General features: G+C 72.3%; 10 protein-coding genes. 9 read left to right on the top strand and 1 reads right to left on the bottom strand.

The genetic code is table 11. The features are described from left to right. Nucleotides 1-27 precede the first annotated feature (27 nt). From ABD357_RS41545 to ABD357_RS41515, 7 genes are all read left to right on the top strand, one after another. Nucleotides 28-1,506 carry a hypothetical protein gene (locus ABD357_RS41545; RefSeq protein WP_344396740.1) on the top strand — a complete coding sequence of 493 codons (1,479 nt, stop codon included), beginning with the start codon at nucleotides 28-30 and terminating at the stop codon, nucleotides 1,504-1,506. 14 nt (nucleotides 1,507-1,520) lie between these two features. Beyond that, nucleotides 1,521-2,528: a glutamate ABC transporter substrate-binding protein gene (locus ABD357_RS41540; RefSeq protein ID WP_344396739.1), complete on the top strand. Its 1,008-nt coding sequence runs from the start codon at nucleotides 1,521-1,523 to the stop codon at nucleotides 2,526-2,528. A gap of 113 nt (nucleotides 2,529-2,641) precedes the next feature. Further along, nucleotides 2,642-3,982, top strand: a complete 1,341-nt coding sequence (locus tag ABD357_RS41535; protein ID WP_344396737.1) for a hypothetical protein — start codon at nucleotides 2,642-2,644, stop codon at nucleotides 3,980-3,982. Between the two features lie 12 nt (nucleotides 3,983-3,994). Continuing rightward, nucleotides 3,995-6,787, top strand: coding sequence for a serine/threonine-protein kinase (locus ABD357_RS41530; protein ID WP_344396736.1), 2,793 nt, complete (start codon nucleotides 3,995-3,997; stop codon nucleotides 6,785-6,787). A 3-nt stretch (nucleotides 6,788-6,790) separates the two neighbouring features. Further along, nucleotides 6,791-8,092 (top strand): PP2C family protein-serine/threonine phosphatase, encoded by a 1,302-nt coding sequence (locus tag ABD357_RS41525; RefSeq protein ID WP_344396735.1) that lies wholly within the window; start codon nucleotides 6,791-6,793, stop codon nucleotides 8,090-8,092. Between the two features lie 137 nt (nucleotides 8,093-8,229). Then, a complete protein-coding gene (locus tag ABD357_RS41520; protein WP_344396734.1) occupies nucleotides 8,230-9,576 on the top strand; it encodes a vWA domain-containing protein in 1,347 nt (448 codons plus the stop codon). 108 nt (nucleotides 9,577-9,684) lie between these two features. Continuing rightward, complete coding sequence (locus ABD357_RS41515) at nucleotides 9,685-10,848, top strand: FHA domain-containing protein (protein WP_344396733.1); 1,164 nt, start codon at nucleotides 9,685-9,687, stop codon at nucleotides 10,846-10,848. 51 nt (nucleotides 10,849-10,899) lie between these two features. Here ABD357_RS41515 and ABD357_RS41510 read toward each other — a convergent pair whose 3' ends face one another. Further along, nucleotides 10,900-11,880 carry a methyltransferase domain-containing protein gene (locus ABD357_RS41510; protein ID WP_344396731.1) on the bottom strand — a complete coding sequence of 327 codons (981 nt, stop codon included), beginning with the start codon at nucleotides 11,878-11,880 and terminating at the stop codon, nucleotides 10,900-10,902. Nucleotides 11,881-12,088: 208 nt separating this feature from the next. Between ABD357_RS41510 and ABD357_RS41505 the strand changes: the two genes are divergently transcribed. Then, nucleotides 12,089-12,493 (top strand): globin, encoded by a 405-nt coding sequence (locus ABD357_RS41505; protein ID WP_165341989.1) that lies wholly within the window; start codon nucleotides 12,089-12,091, stop codon nucleotides 12,491-12,493. 145 nt (nucleotides 12,494-12,638) lie between these two features. Continuing rightward, the gene (locus ABD357_RS41500; RefSeq protein WP_344396730.1) at nucleotides 12,639-16,010 is read left to right on the top strand and encodes an ABC transporter permease; all 3,372 of its coding nucleotides are present in this window, start codon (nucleotides 12,639-12,641) and stop codon (nucleotides 16,008-16,010) included. Nucleotide 16,011: the final 1 nt, after the last annotated feature.

Here is a 16,011-nt window from a genome sequence, read left to right as displayed (position 1 = left end):
CGGAGGGATGACCATGGGGGAGGTCAAGTGACATACACGCCGAACGGCGGCTCGGCGCCACCTGGCGCGGGACCGCCCACGATGCCCGCCATGCCGCCGCAGCCCGGGCCACCGGTCGCGCTGCCACCGGCTGCACCCGCCGCGCAGCCCGGCCCTGCCGTGCCCGGCGGGCCCGCCCCGACGCCCCCGCGCCGTACGGCCTGGGCGGAAGGCATCGACCAGTTGCGTGCCGCGGCGACGACGGAGCCGGGGCGGCTGCGCATCATCGGTGCCGTGCTGGCCCTGCTCCTCATGGTGTTCGGCGCGATGACGGCCTGGCAGATGACGGAGCGTTCGGCCGCCGCGGACGACGTGCTGAACAGCAGTCAGCCGCTGAGCGCCGACGCCGCGCTCATCTACCGCTCGCTCGCCACCGCCAACACCGCGGCCTCCAGCGGCTTCCTCGCGGGCGGCCAGGAAACCGCCGAGTCCCGCCAGGAGTACGAGCAGGGCATCAGCACGGCCGCGGACAGGCTGGTCAACGCGGCGGCCAACTCCGAGCCGGGCTCCAAGTCGGCGGAGACCATCACCCGGCTGAACAAGCGGCTGCCCGAGTACAAGGGCCTCATCGAGCGAGCCCGGTCCAACAACCGGCAGGGCTACCCGCTCGGCGGCGCCTACCTGCGATACGCCAACGCGAAGATGCAGGTCATGCTCAAGGACGCCGAGGATCTCTACAAGATGGAGAACCAGCGGCTGCGTTCCGACTACGATGCCGCGACGCCCTATCCGTGGATAGCGATCGGCGCCGGCGTCGTGGCGATCGGCGGCCTCGTCTGGGCCCAGCGGCGCAATTTCCAGCGGACGAACCGGGTGCTGAACCACGGCATGGTCACCGCGACCGCCGCCTCCACGGTGGTGCTGCTCTGGCTGGTGGTCGGCCACAGCTTCGCCAAGGCAGGGCTGAACGACTCGTACGACCACGGGGTACGGTCGCTGAACGTGCTGAACGACGCCCGGATCGCCTCCCTCAAGGCACGCGGCAACGAGACCCTGACGCTGGTGAGCCGGGGCGCCGAGACCAAGGAGGTCGACGGCGAGGTCGTGGACGCGTACGACAACGACTACCAGGCGCAGATGAAGGACCTCTCCGCCAAGCTGGCCGCCGCCGAGAACCTCGCCGACGACAGTGCGGGCGAGTCCCCGGTGAAGGGCGCGACGGCCAATATGCAGGTCTGGCAGGACCGGCACAAGGAAGCCCGCAAGGCTGACGACTCGGGCGACTACCAGGGCGCGCTGGACAAGGTGGTCGGCTCCAAGGACGACAAGCCGACGGGCGAGTGCTTTGACAACGTGGACAAAGATCTCGACAAGGCGCTCCACCATGAGCAGGGCGAGTTCGAGGTGGCGGCCGCGGACGGCAAGGGCGCGATGACGGGGCTTCCGGTGGGTGCCGCGGTGCTCGCGGTGCTGGGTGCCTCGGGTGCGGTGCTCGGTATCGGGCGCCGGTTGTCGGAGTACCGGTGAGAGGGGGCATGACGATGAGGGCACGACGTGTGCGGGCCGCTCTGCAGGGCTGGGGCGGCGTCGGCGCGATGGCGGTCGTCCTGGCCCTGACGGCGGTCTTCGCGCTGGTGCTGCCGCTGTCGCAGTCCCGCGAGGACGGCAGCACGGGCACCGGCGGCCAGGGCGTGGCCAGGGGCATGCAGACCAAGGCCGAGGAGTGCACCAACCCGCAGGACCAGAGCCTTGCGCCGTCCGGCGACCAGAACGGCGAGACGATCCAGAAAATCCGGGAACGCGGCAAGTTGCTGGTGGGCGTCGACCAGAACAGCTACCGCTGGGGCTACCGCGATCCGAACAGCGACTTGAAGACCAGCGAGCTGGAGGGCTTCGACATCGATCTCGCGCACGCGATAGCGGGCGAGATCCTCGGCGACCGGGAGGCGATCGTGTTCCGCGCCATCCCCACCAACGAGCGGATCCCGGCGATCCAGGACGGCCGCGTCGACATGGTGGTCCGCACGATGACGATCAACTGCGACCGGCTCGAGCAAGTCGCCTTCTCCTCGCCGTACTTCCAGACCGGTCAGCAGGTCCTCGCCCCGAGGACCTCGGACATCAAGGGGTACGACGCGTCCTTGGCGAACAAGGAGATCTGCACGGCGAAGGGCTCCACCGCCCTGGCGGCCCTGGAGGTGGACAAGAAGGCAGGCAAGCTGGTCGCCTCCGCCGACATCAAGACCACCGTGCCCAACCAGCTCGACTGTCTGGTGAGGCTCCAGCTCGGTGAGGTCGACGCCGTGGTGACCGACGGCGCGCTCGCCGCGAGCCAGGCCGCGCAGGACCCGACGGTCGAGCTCAAGGGGGAGCCGTTCACCACCGAGTTCTACGGGGTGGCCATGAAACTCGGCGCCGACGACCTGGTGCGCCGGGTCAACCAAGTACTGGTGGACTACCGCAAGGACGGCTGGCAGCAGTCGTACGACAAGTGGCTCAAGCCGACCATCAAGAAATCGGCGGTACCACCGCCCGTCAAGTACAAGTAGCCGGAGCCCGGGTTCCGGCGGCCAACCTGATACCACCAACCTGATACCACTGGAGAGTTGCCCGGAGCGCGGGGGGACGCGCACAGGGAACGACTGAGAGCGAGAGGTGATCGATGGGCGTCGCGGGACCCTCCGGGCCGGTAATGGACCGGGACGAGGTGGACCGTGCGCTGGCGCGGCTCGGCGCGGAGCACGAGGCCATCGAGACCTCGCTCCTCGCCCTGCAGGACCACGCGGGCCGCAGACTCCTCGAAGGCGCCGAGCTCACGGGCACGACCCGGGAGCGCTGGACGGCCACCGAGGCGTCGATCTCGCTCCTGTGGACGTACTTCGACGCGTACGCGGACGCGTTGCGCTCTGCGCGTGACGTGCGCTCCCGCAGGCGCTGGCCGAACCGCGACGACCTGGTGGAGCTGACGGAGCTGCTGCGCGGCGAGAGCGTCACGGTGGCGGGCAGCGCCGCCGCGACGGCCTCCGCGCCCACCATGGCCGGCACGGGAAAGCTCAGTGAGCGCTTCACCCTCGTCGAACTCGTGGAGCGTATGAACGAGTTGTACGCGCAGTCGCTCGACATGGTCGTGGCGGCCGACGCCGTGTGGTCGGCGCTGCCCGCACGGATCGACCTGCTGGCCGCGGAGCTGCAGCGCACCCGCCAGCTCGCGCACTCCGTGGGCGTACGCCCCGGGGAGCACCCGGCGGGCGACGACCTGGAGCGGATCACGCGCACGCTGACGTCCCTGCGGGAGCAGGTGGTGTCCGATCCGCTGGCGTTCTGGCTGCCCGCGCAGGGCAGTTCGGCGCCGGGCGGCGGCCGTCCCGACACCACGCGCTACGACCGGGAGGCGCGCGCCCTGGACGAGGTGCGCCGCGAGATCGACGCGGTGCTGAGCGTGAGGCAGGACGCGGAGACACGGCTGGTGAAGCTGCGGGATGTGCTCTCGCGCGCGGACCGCACGCTTGCCGAGGCGCGCTCCGCGCGCGGTGAGGTGCTGGCGAAGATCGCCGCGTCGGAGGTGCCCGCGGTCAGCGGCCCGCCGACCGCGCTGCAGGAGCAGCTGGCGACGGCCGCCGAATACCGCAGACACGCGCAGTGGCATCGCCTCTCGCCGCTGCTGGAGTCCCTGGAGCAGCGGGCCGAGGACGAACTCCTCAGGGCCCGCGAGTCGTTGACGGCCGTCACCGCGCCGCTCGCGGTCCGCGCGGAGCTGCGCGGCCGGCTCGACGCGTACAAGGCGAAGGTCGCCCGGCACGGCCTCGCCGAAGACCCGCTGCTCGTGGAGCGCTACGACGCGGCGCGCCGCATGCTGTGGAGCGCGCCCTGCGATCTGCGCGTGGCGGAACAGGCGGTGCTGCGCTACCAGCACGCCGCCGCCGACTTGCTGGTGCCCAAGGTCCCCGGCCAGGCCGGTCACGGGGGACCACAGGACCGGAGGGGGCCCTCGCGTGAGCGATAAAGGGGATGCAGCATGAGCGAAGAGAACGCCGGCGAGCGGAAGCAGTGCCAGCGCCCCGGTTGCACGGGGGCGTACGAGGACGTGGGCGGCGGCGAGTTGTACTGCGACACATGCGGTCTGGCGCCGGTCGTCTCCTCGAGCGGCATGGTCGGCTCGCCGCCGACCGGGATCACGGCGGGCGGCAAGAACTCGCGCGGCTCCGGCCGCGGCAGTGCGAGTTCGCGCTCCAGCTCCCGGTCGTCGTCGCGCTCGGCACGCTCCTCGCAGTCCCGGCGCTCGGTGTCCGGGCGTCTGTCGCGCTCGTTGTCGGGGCGCACCTCGGGCCGTTCGGTGTCGGTGCGCAGCTCCGGTTCGACGGCCGGATCCTCCGGCCGCGGCCGGCTGGGCGTCGGCCTCGTCCAGGTCCCGGACGTGCCGCGCCCCGATCCGCGCGAGATGGTCCAGGACAACCCCGAGGTGCCCGAGCGCAAGCGGTTCTGCTCGCGCTCCGACTGCGGGGCGCCGGTGGGACGTTCGCGGGGCGAGAGGCCGGGGCGTACGGAGGGTTTCTGCACCAAGTGCGGCCACCCGTACTCGTTCGTGCCGAAGCTGCGTGCGGGCGATGTGGTGCACGGCCAGTACGAGGTCGTCGGCTGCCTCGCGCACGGCGGGCTCGGCTGGATCTACCTCGCCGTGGACCGCGCGGTGTCCGACCGCTGGGTGGTGCTCAAGGGCCTGCTCGACACGGGCGACCAGGACGCGATGGCCGCCGCCATATCCGAGCGCCGGTTCCTCGCCGAGATCGAGCACTCCAACATCGTGCGGATCTACAATTTCGTCGAGCACCTCGACCAGCGCACGGGCTCCCTCGACGGCTACATCGTCATGGAGTACGTCGGAGGCAAGTCCCTCAAGGAGATCGCCAACGAGCGTCGTACGCCCGCCGGGAAGCGGGACCCGCTGCCGGTCGAGCAGGCCTGCGCGTACGGCATCGAGGCGCTCGAGGCGCTCGGCCATCTGCACAGCCGCAACCTGCTGTACTGCGACTTCAAGGTCGACAACGCGATCCAGACCGAGGACCAGCTCAAGCTGATCGACATGGGCGCGGTGCGCAGGATGGACGACGACGAGTCGGCCATCTACGGCACGGTCGGCTACCAGGCGCCGGAGGTCGCCGAACTCGGCCCGTCGGTCGCCTCCGACCTGTACACCGTCGCCCGAACGCTCGCGGTGCTGACCTTCGACTTCCAGGGCTACACGAACGTCTTCGTGGACTCCCTGCCGGACCCCGACAACATCGAGGTCTTCCGCCAGTACGAGTCGTTCTACCGGCTTCTCGTCCGCGCCACCGACCCGGACCCGGCCCGCCGGTTCGCCTCCGCCCAGGAGATGGCGGAGCAGCTGACGGGCGTACTGCGCGAGGTCGTGGCCCTGCAGACGGGCCGCCCCCGCCCCTTCCTCTCCACGCTCTTCGGGCCCGAACTGAAGGTCACGGACACGGAGTTGTTCGGGGAGCTGGAGGGGGATGTGTCGCGGCTGGGGGCGCGGGCGGTACCGGTGGGACGGCGCCGCCGGGCGCTTGTCGGGGCCAACGGGGGCCGCGCGCTGGTGACGGGCAACGGCGGTGCAGCCGTTTCTTCAGGCACCGGAGGTGCCACGCTGTCCGGCGGCGGAGCCGCGGGCGGTCTTGGCGCTGGGGGCGCTGGGCAGTTGGGCGGCGGAGCCGCGGGCGCTCTCGGCAGCGGAGGCGCTGGGCAGTTGGGCGGCGCAGCCGCCAACACTTTCGGCGCCGGAGGCGCCGGGCAGGCAGGCGGTGCAGCCGCCAATGCCACCCCCGCCCAAAGCGCGGCAAGCGCCCTCGCGCCGCCGCCGACCGCACTGGTCAAGCCCGTCCAAACCGCGGCCAGCGCGCTCGCGCTGCCGGTCCCCCGGGTAGACCCCGCCGACCCGAACGCCGGTTTCCTCGCCGGCCTCATGGCGTCCGCACCCGCGGAGCTGATCGCCGCGCTGCACGCGGCGCCCACCGGCTCCCTGGAGCTGCGGCTGCGGGAGCTGCGGGCCCGCCTGGAGATGGGCGAACTCGACAGCGCCACCGGGGCACTCGCGGCCCTGGAGGCGGACCATCCCGACGACTGGCGGGTGGTCTGGTACCGCGGCATCGCCGCGCTCGCGAGCGGCGACCACGAGGTGGCGGCGCTGTCCTTCGACGCGATCTACGACGCGTTCCCCGGCGAGCCCGCCCCCAAGCTGGCCCTCGGCCTGTGCGCGGAGGTCCTAGGGCAGCTGGACAACGCCGCCGAGTACTACCGCCTGGTGTGGACGACCGACCCGAGCTATGTGAGCTCGGCGTTCGCACTGGCCCGCGTACAGCTGGCGGCGGGCGACCGGCAGGGGGCCGTACGGACCCTGGAGTCGGTGCCGGAGGCGTCGATCCACTACACGGCGGCCCGAGTCGCCGCCGTACGGGCGCGGCTGCGCCACCGGATGAACGAGGGGCCCAGCGCGCCGCTCCTGGACGACCTGACCGCGGCGGCCGGACAGATCGAGGCCCTGCGCGGATACGGCCTGGACGCGGTCCGCCGCGAGCAGTTGTCCACAGAGGTCCTCGGCTGCGCCCTGGACTGGGTACTCTCCGGTAGCCAGGGTTCCGCGCCACCGAGTACGGGAGCGCGGACCGTACTGCTCGGCAGTGACCTGGACGAGCGAGGCCTCCGCTTCGGTCTGGAGCGCTCGTACCGGACACTGGCCCGGCTCGCCCAAGGTGGCGAGGAGAGGATCGATCTGGTGGAGCGCGCCAACCGCTACCGCCCCCGGACGTGGGTGTAATTCATGTCGCAGATGCCCCCGGCGTTGTCGAAGTGCCCCAGCTGCGAGGAGCCGCTGGAGTCTGGCGACCGCTTCTGCGGTGCCTGCGGGTACGACCTGTCGGCCGTGCCCGCGCCGCCGGACGACAACCCCACGATGACCATGAACGGCACGGCGCCGCACCCCCCGTCGGCCGCCGCGCCGGTGGACTGGCCGGTCGCCCCGGAGGTGGACAGCTCCCACAGGCCCGCCCCGGTCCATGTGCCGTCCGAGATCCAGGGCACCGACTCGGCGGGCCACGAACTCCCGGCCCACGCGTCGGGCGTACGGTTCGACGGGCCCCCGGAGCCGGACGAGTACGCCTTGCAGGCGCCCGACCCGCGCACCGCCGAGTTCGCGGGGACACCGTCCGCGGGCACCAAGGTGTGCGTGGCCTGCCGTGCGGGCCAGGTCGACCAGGACGGCTACTGCGAGAACTGCGGCCACGCACAGCCGCGTGAACGGGACCACATGGAGCAGGAGTTGAGCGCCGTCTCAGCGGTCAGCGACCGGGGGCTGCGCCACCATCGCAACGAGGACGCGTTCGCGATCTCCTCGACCGCGCTGCCCGACGGCACCTCCGCGGTCGTGGCGATCGTCTGCGACGGGGTGTCCTCGGCGACCCGCCCGGACGAGGCCTCCCTCGCCGCGTCCCGCGCCGCCAACGAGTCGCTTCTGGAAGCCCTGCCCCGGGGCACGCACCCCCAGCAGGCCATGCACGACGCAATCGTCGCCGCCTCCCGGGCGGTCAACTCCCTTGCGGGAGCCGCGCCGTCCGAGCACGCCCCGCATCAGAACGCGCCCGCCTGCACCCTTGTGGGCGCAGTGGTGACCCCCACCCTCCTGATCGTCGGCTGGGTCGGAGACAGCCGCGCCTACTGGATCCCCGTGGACCGCGCCTCCCCCGCGGCCCGGCTCACCGAGGACGACTCCTGGGCCGCGCAGATGGTCGCCGCGGGCCTGATGAACGAAGCGGAGGCGTACGCCGATGAGCGTGCCCACGCGATCACCGGCTGGCTCGGGGCAGATGCGTACGAACTGGAGCCGCACACCGCTTCCTTCAAGCCGGACCGGCCGGGTGTAGTGGTGGTGTGCACCGACGGACTGTGGAACTACGCGGAGGCGGCCGAGGAGATGGCGCAGGTCATCCCGCACGACGCCGCGCTCCGCCCGCTGCACAGCGCGCAGGTTCTGGTCGGCCACGCCCTGGACGGCGGGGGCCACGACAACGTAACAGTGGCCGTCCTGCCGTTCCCGGCCCCGCCGATGGGGGCAGGATCGGCCTGAGGCCGGACAGGGAACGGTCTCCAGGGCCGGGCAGGACCGGCCTGAGGCCGGGCAGAACGGCCGTGGACCGGAGGGGACCGGTCCGCTCACCGACATCACCCACGGCTCGTGGGGTCCTGAGGGGGAGCTAAGAAGGCATGGCCAATTTCTCTAAGTCGAACGTGCCGCAGTTCTCGGTGGAGGTGTACCAGAACGAGTACCTGCCGGAAGGCGGTCGCGAGGTCAACGCGATCGTGACGGTGACCTCGACCGGCGGCGGCACCATCGGGAGTGCGGTCGCAGCGCCGCACCTCTACACCCCGGGCCAGGGCCCGGACGCGGCCGTGGCGATCATGGTCGACTGTTCGGGCTCGATGGACTACCCGCCGACCAAGATGCGCGGCGCCCGGGACGCGACGGCCGCCGCCATCGACGCCGTGCGCGACGGAGTGCACTTCGCGGTGATCGGCGGCACGCACGTGGCCAAGGAGGTCTACCCCGGCGGCGGGCAGCTCGCGGTGGCCGACGCGGGGACCCGCGAGCAGGCCAAGCAGGCGCTGCGCAAGCTGAGTGCGGGCGGCGGCACCGCGATCGGCACGTGGCTGCGGCTCGCGGACCGGCTGCTGGCCTCGGCGGACGTCGCGATCCGGCACGGCATCGTGCTCACCGACGGACGGAACGAACACGAGTCGGCGGAAGACCTCAAGGCCGCGCTGGACGCCTGCGCGGGGCGCTTCACCTGTGACGCGCGGGGCGTCGGCACCGACTGGGAGGTCAAGGAGGTCACCGGGATCGCCTCCGCGCTGCTCGGCACCGCCGACATCGTGGCCGATCCGGCGGGCCTGTCCGCCGACTTCACGCAGATGATGGAGACGGCGATGGGCAAGGAGGTCGCGGACGTCGCGCTGCGGCTGTGGACGCCGGTGGGCACCTCCATCAAGTTCGTCAAGCAAGTGGCGCCCACGGTCGAGGAGTTGACCGACCGCCGCACGGAGGCGGGCCCGCGCGCCGGGGACTACCCGACCGGCTCCTGGGGAGACGAGTCCCGTGACTACCACGTGTGCGTGGAAGTGCCGACGGCCGACATCGGCCAGGAGATGCTCGCGGCCCGGGTCTCTCTTGTGATTCCGCAGCCCGAGGGCCCCGCCCAGACGCTGGGCGCCCAGGGTCTCGTACGGGCCGTGTGGACCGACGACATGGCGGCGTCCACCTCGATCAACCCGCAAGTCGCGCACTACACGGGTCAGGCCGAACTGGCGCAAGTCATCCAACAGGGGCTGGATGCCCGCAAAGCGGGAGATGTCGACGGGGCAACGGCCAAGCTGGGCCGCGCGGTTCAGCTCGCCAGCGTCTCCGGAAACGCGGATACGGCGAAACTGCTTGCGAAGGTGGTGGACGTGGTCGACGCCCCGGCAGGTACTGTGCGACTGAAGGCGAAGGTCGAAGAGGCCGACGAGATGACACTCGAAACACGGTCGACAAAGACTGTTCGTGTAAAGAAATAGGTGGTCCGGCCCCTCCCCGGGGCCGGAGCGACGAACCCGGACCCTGTACCGAGGGGGACGGAGAACTTCGGTCCCCCGGGGCCGGAACAGAAAGGGGGAAGCGCCGACATGCCGACCTGCCCGAACGGACACCAGTCGGGTTCCGACGACTGGTGCGAGGTCTGCGGTCACCGCATGGCCGGTGCCGTACCCCCGCCTCCGCCGCCGCCCCCCGCCGCCGCCGGCTACGGCTATCCACAGCCCGGTTCGCCGCCGCCCGGCCAGGGCGGACGCCCGCACCTGTCCGCCGTACCGGACCCGTCACCCGAGCCCGAGTTCTGCCCGCAGTGCCATACGCCGCGCGAGGGCGCGGCTCCGTTCTGCGAGGAGTGCCGGTGGAACTTCCTGACGAACACGGCGACCTCGTACACCCCGGCCGCACCTCCTGCCGGCCCCGGCGGCCCGAACCCGGCGCTGCGGTTCCAGCAGCAGCCGCCCGGACAGCACGGTTCCGGCCATGACCCGTACGACTACCAGAGCTCGCGTCCCTCACAGATGAACCGTCCCGCCGAGCCGCTCTCACCGTACGGCGACCCCTCGGGCCAGGGTGGGTACCCCGGTGGTCCCGGGGACTTCGGGGGTCAGGGTGGTCAGGGTCAGGGCGGGCACGGTGGCCCCGGTGCCGCGCAGGCGTACCAGCAGCAGGCTCCGCCCGGGTATCCGCAGGAGACCGGGCATCCACAGGGTCCGGGCGGGCAGCCCTACGGGGGCGGGGACGACTGGGTTCTCCCTCCGCCGGGCGGGGATCCCGGCGGCCAGGGCCAGGGCGGCTACGGCTATCCGCAGCCCGGTGCGACGCAGGCCCCGCCCGGGTACCAGCAGCAGCCGATGGCCTGGAGCATCACGATCGGGCCCGACCGCGAGTACTTCATGGCGATGATGCAGCGCTCCGGTCCGGAGGCCGCGGGCCTGAACCTGCCCGCGTACTCCCCCGAGCAGCAGCGCCCGCTCATCGGCAACCAGATCACGATCGGCCGCCGTCGCCACTCCACGGGCGAGTCCCCGGACATCGATCTGTCGGTGCCGCCGGAGGACCCGGGCGTCTCGCACCAGCACGCGGTCCTCGTCCAGCAGCCGGACGGCAGCTGGGCGGTGGTCGACCAGAACTCCACGAACGGCACCACGGTCAACGGCGGCGAGGAGCCCATCCAGCCCTTCGTCCCCGTTCCGCTGCAGGACGGCGACCGGGTGCACGTGGGGGCGTGGACGACGATCACGATCCGCCGTGGCTGAGCAGCCGCGTCCTCTGGTCTGCGGTATGTGACCTGCGGTATGTGATGAGCGTTACGCGAGCGGCCAGGGGTACGGCCCTTCCGGGTCGTCCAGCCAGGCCCACTCGCGTTCGCCGCTGACCGTGATTCCGTACCGCGCGCGTTCCGGCTGTTCCTCGCGCTCCCACAGGGCCAGGGCCTCGTGCGGGTCGAGGGCGCCCGCGGTGAGGGCCAGCAGGAAGCGGAAGAGTTCGTTCTGGACCGCCCGGCGCGGCAGGCCGCCGTCTGCGGTGGGCCGCGGTTCGGGGCGCTCGGCGCCGCGCAGAGGCACGAAGTAGGCGGGCGTGTGCAGGAAGTGGCCCTCGGCGTGCTCGGCGTCGCGTACGCGCAGGTCGATCACGCCGGTCGCGATCGGCGCGAGGATATGGGCGCCCGGGTTGCACTGGGCGAGCCAGGGGCGCGGGATCGAGGTCACGGCGCAGGTCACGATGACGCGGTCGTACAGGGCGTGCTCGGGACAGCCGCGGGCGCCGTCGCCCGTGACGACTCTCGGGTGGTACCCGGCGGCGGTCAGATGCCGCCGGGCCGACTCGGTGATCTCCGGATCCAGGTCGATGGTGGTAACCAGTTCGTCGCCGAGGCGGTGGGCCAGCAGGGCCGCGTTGTAGCCGGTGCCCGCGCCGATCTCCAGGACCGCGTTGCCGTCCTGTACCTCCAGCTCCGCCAGCATCTTCGCCATCAGGGACGGCTGGCTGCTGGACGAGAGCAGCCGGCCGTCGCGGACCCGGGTGGCCAGCGGGGAGTCTGCGTACGCGCCGCGCAGCCAGCGCTCACGCCGGCGCGGGTCGGGGTCCTCGCCCCACAGTCGTTCGTAGCCGTCCTCGGCACCGACGTAGTAGTACGGCACGAAGAGGTGGCGCGGGACGCTCTCGAAGGCCTCCCGCCAGGCCGGGTCGCTGTCCCAGGCCCCGCTCGCCTCGATCTCGCGTACCAGCGCCGCCCGCGCCGTGGCGGCGAGGTCGTCAAGGCCGTGGTCGATGACGTGCGCGCTCATACCTCCACTGTGCGGCGCGAGGCTCCCGGAGGCGAGCGCGTGAACGCGCCGTTCCGCGAGCCTTGCGCATGGTCCTAAGCCTTGAGTCCTCGGTCTTCCCGTCTGAGACCATGGGGTACGTGGCTGCAATTTCCGGGGGACAGTCCCCGGACCCCCGGCCGAACAGAGCCAGGGGCTGACCAGAGCGATTTTTGTGAGGCCAACCAACGTGGTCGAGATTCGGCGCGGCACGCTTCAGGAGCAGACCTTCTACGAGCAGGTCGGCGGGGAGGAGACCTTCCGCCGCCTCGTCCACCGTTTCTACGAGGGTGTCGCCGAGGACCCGCTGCTGCGGCCCATGTATCCCGAGGAGGACCTCGGCCCGGCTGAGGAGCGCCTCACGCTGTTCCTGATCCAGTACTGGGGCGGCCCCACCACGTACAGCGAGAACCGCGGCCACCCCCGGCTGCGGATGCGCCACGCCCCCTTCGCCGTCGACCGCGCGGCGCACGACGCCTGGCTGAAGCACATGCGGGTCGCCGTCGACGAGCTCGGCCTCTCCGAGGAGCATGAGCACACGCTGTGGAAGTACCTGACATACGCGGCGGCGTCGATGGTGAACACGGAGGGCTGATCCAGATCGTGGGCTGACGCACCCGGCGGGCTACGCCACCTTTCGATCACAATCCGGTCAAGCCCGGACGACAAGCGCTTACCCTCGCCCGTTCCCTCTGACAACATCGCCCGGAGGTCCGGGGGGACAGTGGCGGGGGAGCCGGGTGACGGAGTTCGTCTTATCGCGCGCGCGGGCACACCGCCTGCTGCTGACCGCCGCGCTGCTCACCGTCCTCCTCACGACCGCCGTCCTGGCGACCCTCACCTCGTACTCCGGCGCGATCGGCGACGCGGCCCTGCGTCACTCGCTCCTCGAACCGGTCCGCGCCTCGGACACGTCGAGCGCATCGGGCGCCTCTGACGCCTCGGGCACGTCGGGCACGGAGAGCGCCGCGGCCACGACCCTGATCGTCGAGGCCGACGTACCGGCGGACGAGCGCGAGGCCGCCGACAAGGCCGTACGCGACGGGGCCCGGCGTACCTTCGACGGGCTCCCGGTGACGCTGCGGACGCTGGTGCGGTCGGGACCGTACGCGCTGCCGCGGTCCCTCCAGCCGCCCTCCGCACGGTCCGGCGACCCGGATCTCACGCACTTCGCGGCGCTGGACCGCTCGCAGGTCCGCCTCGTCGAAGGGCGGCTGCCCCGCGATATGGCAGGCCGCGAGATCGAGGTGGCCCTCCCCGAGGCGGCGGCACGGGCGCTGTCGCTGAAGCCGGGCGCGCTGCTCACCCTCGTCGACCGGCTCGACGGACCGGAGGCGCACATCCGGGTCAGCGGTGTGTACCGGCCCGGCCAAGTCACCTCGCCCTACTGGCAGTTGGACGAGCTCGGCGGCCGTGGCATCAAGAAGGTCGACTTCACCACGTACGGGCCGCTCCTCGCCGATCCGGCCGTACTGCGCGCGAACGGGCGCGTGAGCGAGGGGCCTTCGGCCTGGCTGGCGTCCGCCGACTTCTCGACGCTGACGACCGGCCGGATCGACGCCCTGCGGGACGCCGCGCGCGCCGGACCCAAGGCGCTGGTCAAGTCACCCGCGATGCACGGCACCACGGCCGTCACGACATCGTTGCCGGAGGAGCTGGACCGGGTCGAACGTTCGCTGCTGGTGTCCCGTTCGACGCTGCTGATCGTCGCGCTCCAGCTCGCGCTGCTCGCCGGCTACGCGCTGCTGCTCGTGGCCCGGCTGCTGAGCACCGAACGGGCCGGTGAGACGCGGCTGTTGCGGGCGCGCGGCGGTTCGCGGGGCCGGGTCGCGGGCTTCGCCGCGCTCGAGGCGCTGCTGCTCGCGGTGCCCGCGGCGGCGTGCGCACCGCTGCTCGCCGGGCCGTTGACGCGGTTGCTGGCCGGTCAGGGGGCGCTGTCCCGGATCGGGCTGCGGCTCGACACCTCGGCGGCGGGCGGCGCGGTGTGGGTGGTGGCGGCGGGGGTGGCGCTGGGGTGTGCGCTGGCGGTGACCGTGCCCGCGCTGACCGAGGGGACGGAACGCGGACGTGCCCGGGCACTGCCCGCGCCGGTGCGGGCGGGCGCGGACATCGGCCTGCTGGTGATCGCGGCGGTCGCGTACTGGCAGTTGAACCGGCAGACCTCCGGAGCCGTCACCGACGACACCTCCGGCACCCTCGGCGTCGACCCCCTCCTCGTCTCGGCACCCGCGCTCGCCCTGCTCGCCGGGACCGTCCTCACCCTGCGGCTGCTTCCGCCCGTCGCCCGCCTCGCCGAACGCCGCGCGGCCGGCGGACGCGGACTACCGGCGGCGCTCGCGGGGTGGCAGTTGAGCCGCCGTCCGATGCGCGGCGCCGGTCCCGTACTGCTGCTCGTCCTCGCCATCGCCCTGGGCATGCTAGCCATCGGCCAGGGCGCCTCCTGGGACCGCTCGCAGGACGACCAGGCGGACTTCCAGGCCGGTACGTCGGTACGTGTACTCGGTGCCGGCGAGGGCGGGTTGGGTGCGGCCGGGGTCTACTCCGAGGTCGAGGGCGTACGCGAGGCCGCACCCGCCATGCGTACGACGCTGCCGTTGTCCGGAGACCGGACGGCCACGGTGCTGGCCCTGAACACGGGGGACGCGGGAGAGGCGAGAGGCAAGGAGGGCTCCGGGGATGGCGGGTTCCTGATGCGGCGGGATCAGGCGGACCAGCCGATGGGGCGATTGCTGGCGGGGCTCGGGCCGGGGCAGGTGACTGCCGAGGGCACAAGGCTGCCGAAGGGAACCACCCGACTTGGCCTCGGCCTTCGGCTCCGCGACCTCTCCGACGCTTCCGGCGCGGGTCCTTCGGAGGTGACCGCGGACATCGCGGTGACCCTGGAGGACCGGTACGGGGTGCCGTACCGGGTCACCGTCGGCGAACTCCCCGCCGACGGCCGGGCGCACACCCTCACCCTTGACCTCGCGCGGGCCGCCGCGGCCCCGGCCGAGCCGCTGACGCTCACCGGGACGCAGCTGGACATGACCCAGCCGGTCGGCAGGGCCGAGCAACACCGGTTCTCCGTCGAGGAGTTGACGGCCACGGGAGCCGACGGCCGGCGGCAGGCGCTGCCGCAGCCCGCCTCCTGGAAGGCGAAGTCCCGCACCGACAGCACCACGGTGGACCCCGAGGGCGACGCGGCCCCGAAACGCCCGCACGTGGAGTCCACCCAACCGCTGACGGTCAGCTACGGCACCGGCTATCTGCCCCGCGAGTACGCCTGGCAGCCCTCGCCGTTGACGATCCGGATGCAGGTCGGTCAGCCCGTGGCAAGCGAGGTCGCGGCGCTGGCGACCGACCGCTTCCTGGAGTCGGCGGGCGCGCGCACCGGGCAGCGCGTTGACGTGCCGTTCGGCGGTTCGACCGTGCCGGTGCGGATCGTGGGGAACGTACGGGCGCTGCCGACGGCCGAGGACGCGGGGTCGACCAGCGGTGGCTCACTGCTGGTCGATCTGCGGTCCGTGAACCGGGTGCTGGAGGCGCGGTACGGCGAGAGCGTGACGCCCACCGAGTGGTGGCTGCGGGCCGCACCGGGCAGTGCGGCGCATGTGGCGGCTCAGTTGCGGGAGCGGCCCGATGTCGAGCCGTCGCAGGTGGTCGTCCGTGACGAGCTCGCCGAAGGCCTGCGCGACGATCCCTTCGGGGCGGGGCCACAGGCGGCGTTCGCGGCGGCGGCCTTGGTGGCCGCCGCGCTGGCCGCGGTCGGTTTCGCGGTGAGCACGGCGGGGTCGCTGCAGGAGAGGGGCGCCGAGTTCGCGATCCTCCGAGCCCTGGGCGCCCCGCGCCGCCAGCTGGCCCGGCTGATCGCCGCCGAGCAGGGCGTCCTGGTCGCCCTGGCGCTGGTGGTGGGCGTCGCCCTCGGGGCGGTGCTGACCCGGGCGGTGATCCCGCTGATCGTCCTGACCCCACGGGCCACGCAACCGGTGCCGAAGGTGCTGGTGGAGCTCCCGCCGGGTCAGGTGGCCGTCCTGCTGACGGCGGTCGTCATCATGCCGCTGCTCGTCACGGCGGTGATGGCGCTGCGCCGCCAGGATCCGGCGAGTTCGCTGCGCAGTCAGGGGGATGAGTGAG

The sequence above is a fragment of the Streptomyces vastus genome (assembly GCF_039532825.1).
Classification (GTDB): Bacteria; Actinomycetota; Actinomycetes; order Streptomycetales; family Streptomycetaceae; genus Streptomyces; species Streptomyces vastus.
The sequence above is the reverse complement of the archived record's forward strand: the minus strand, read 5'-3'. Positions and strand labels throughout refer to the sequence as shown.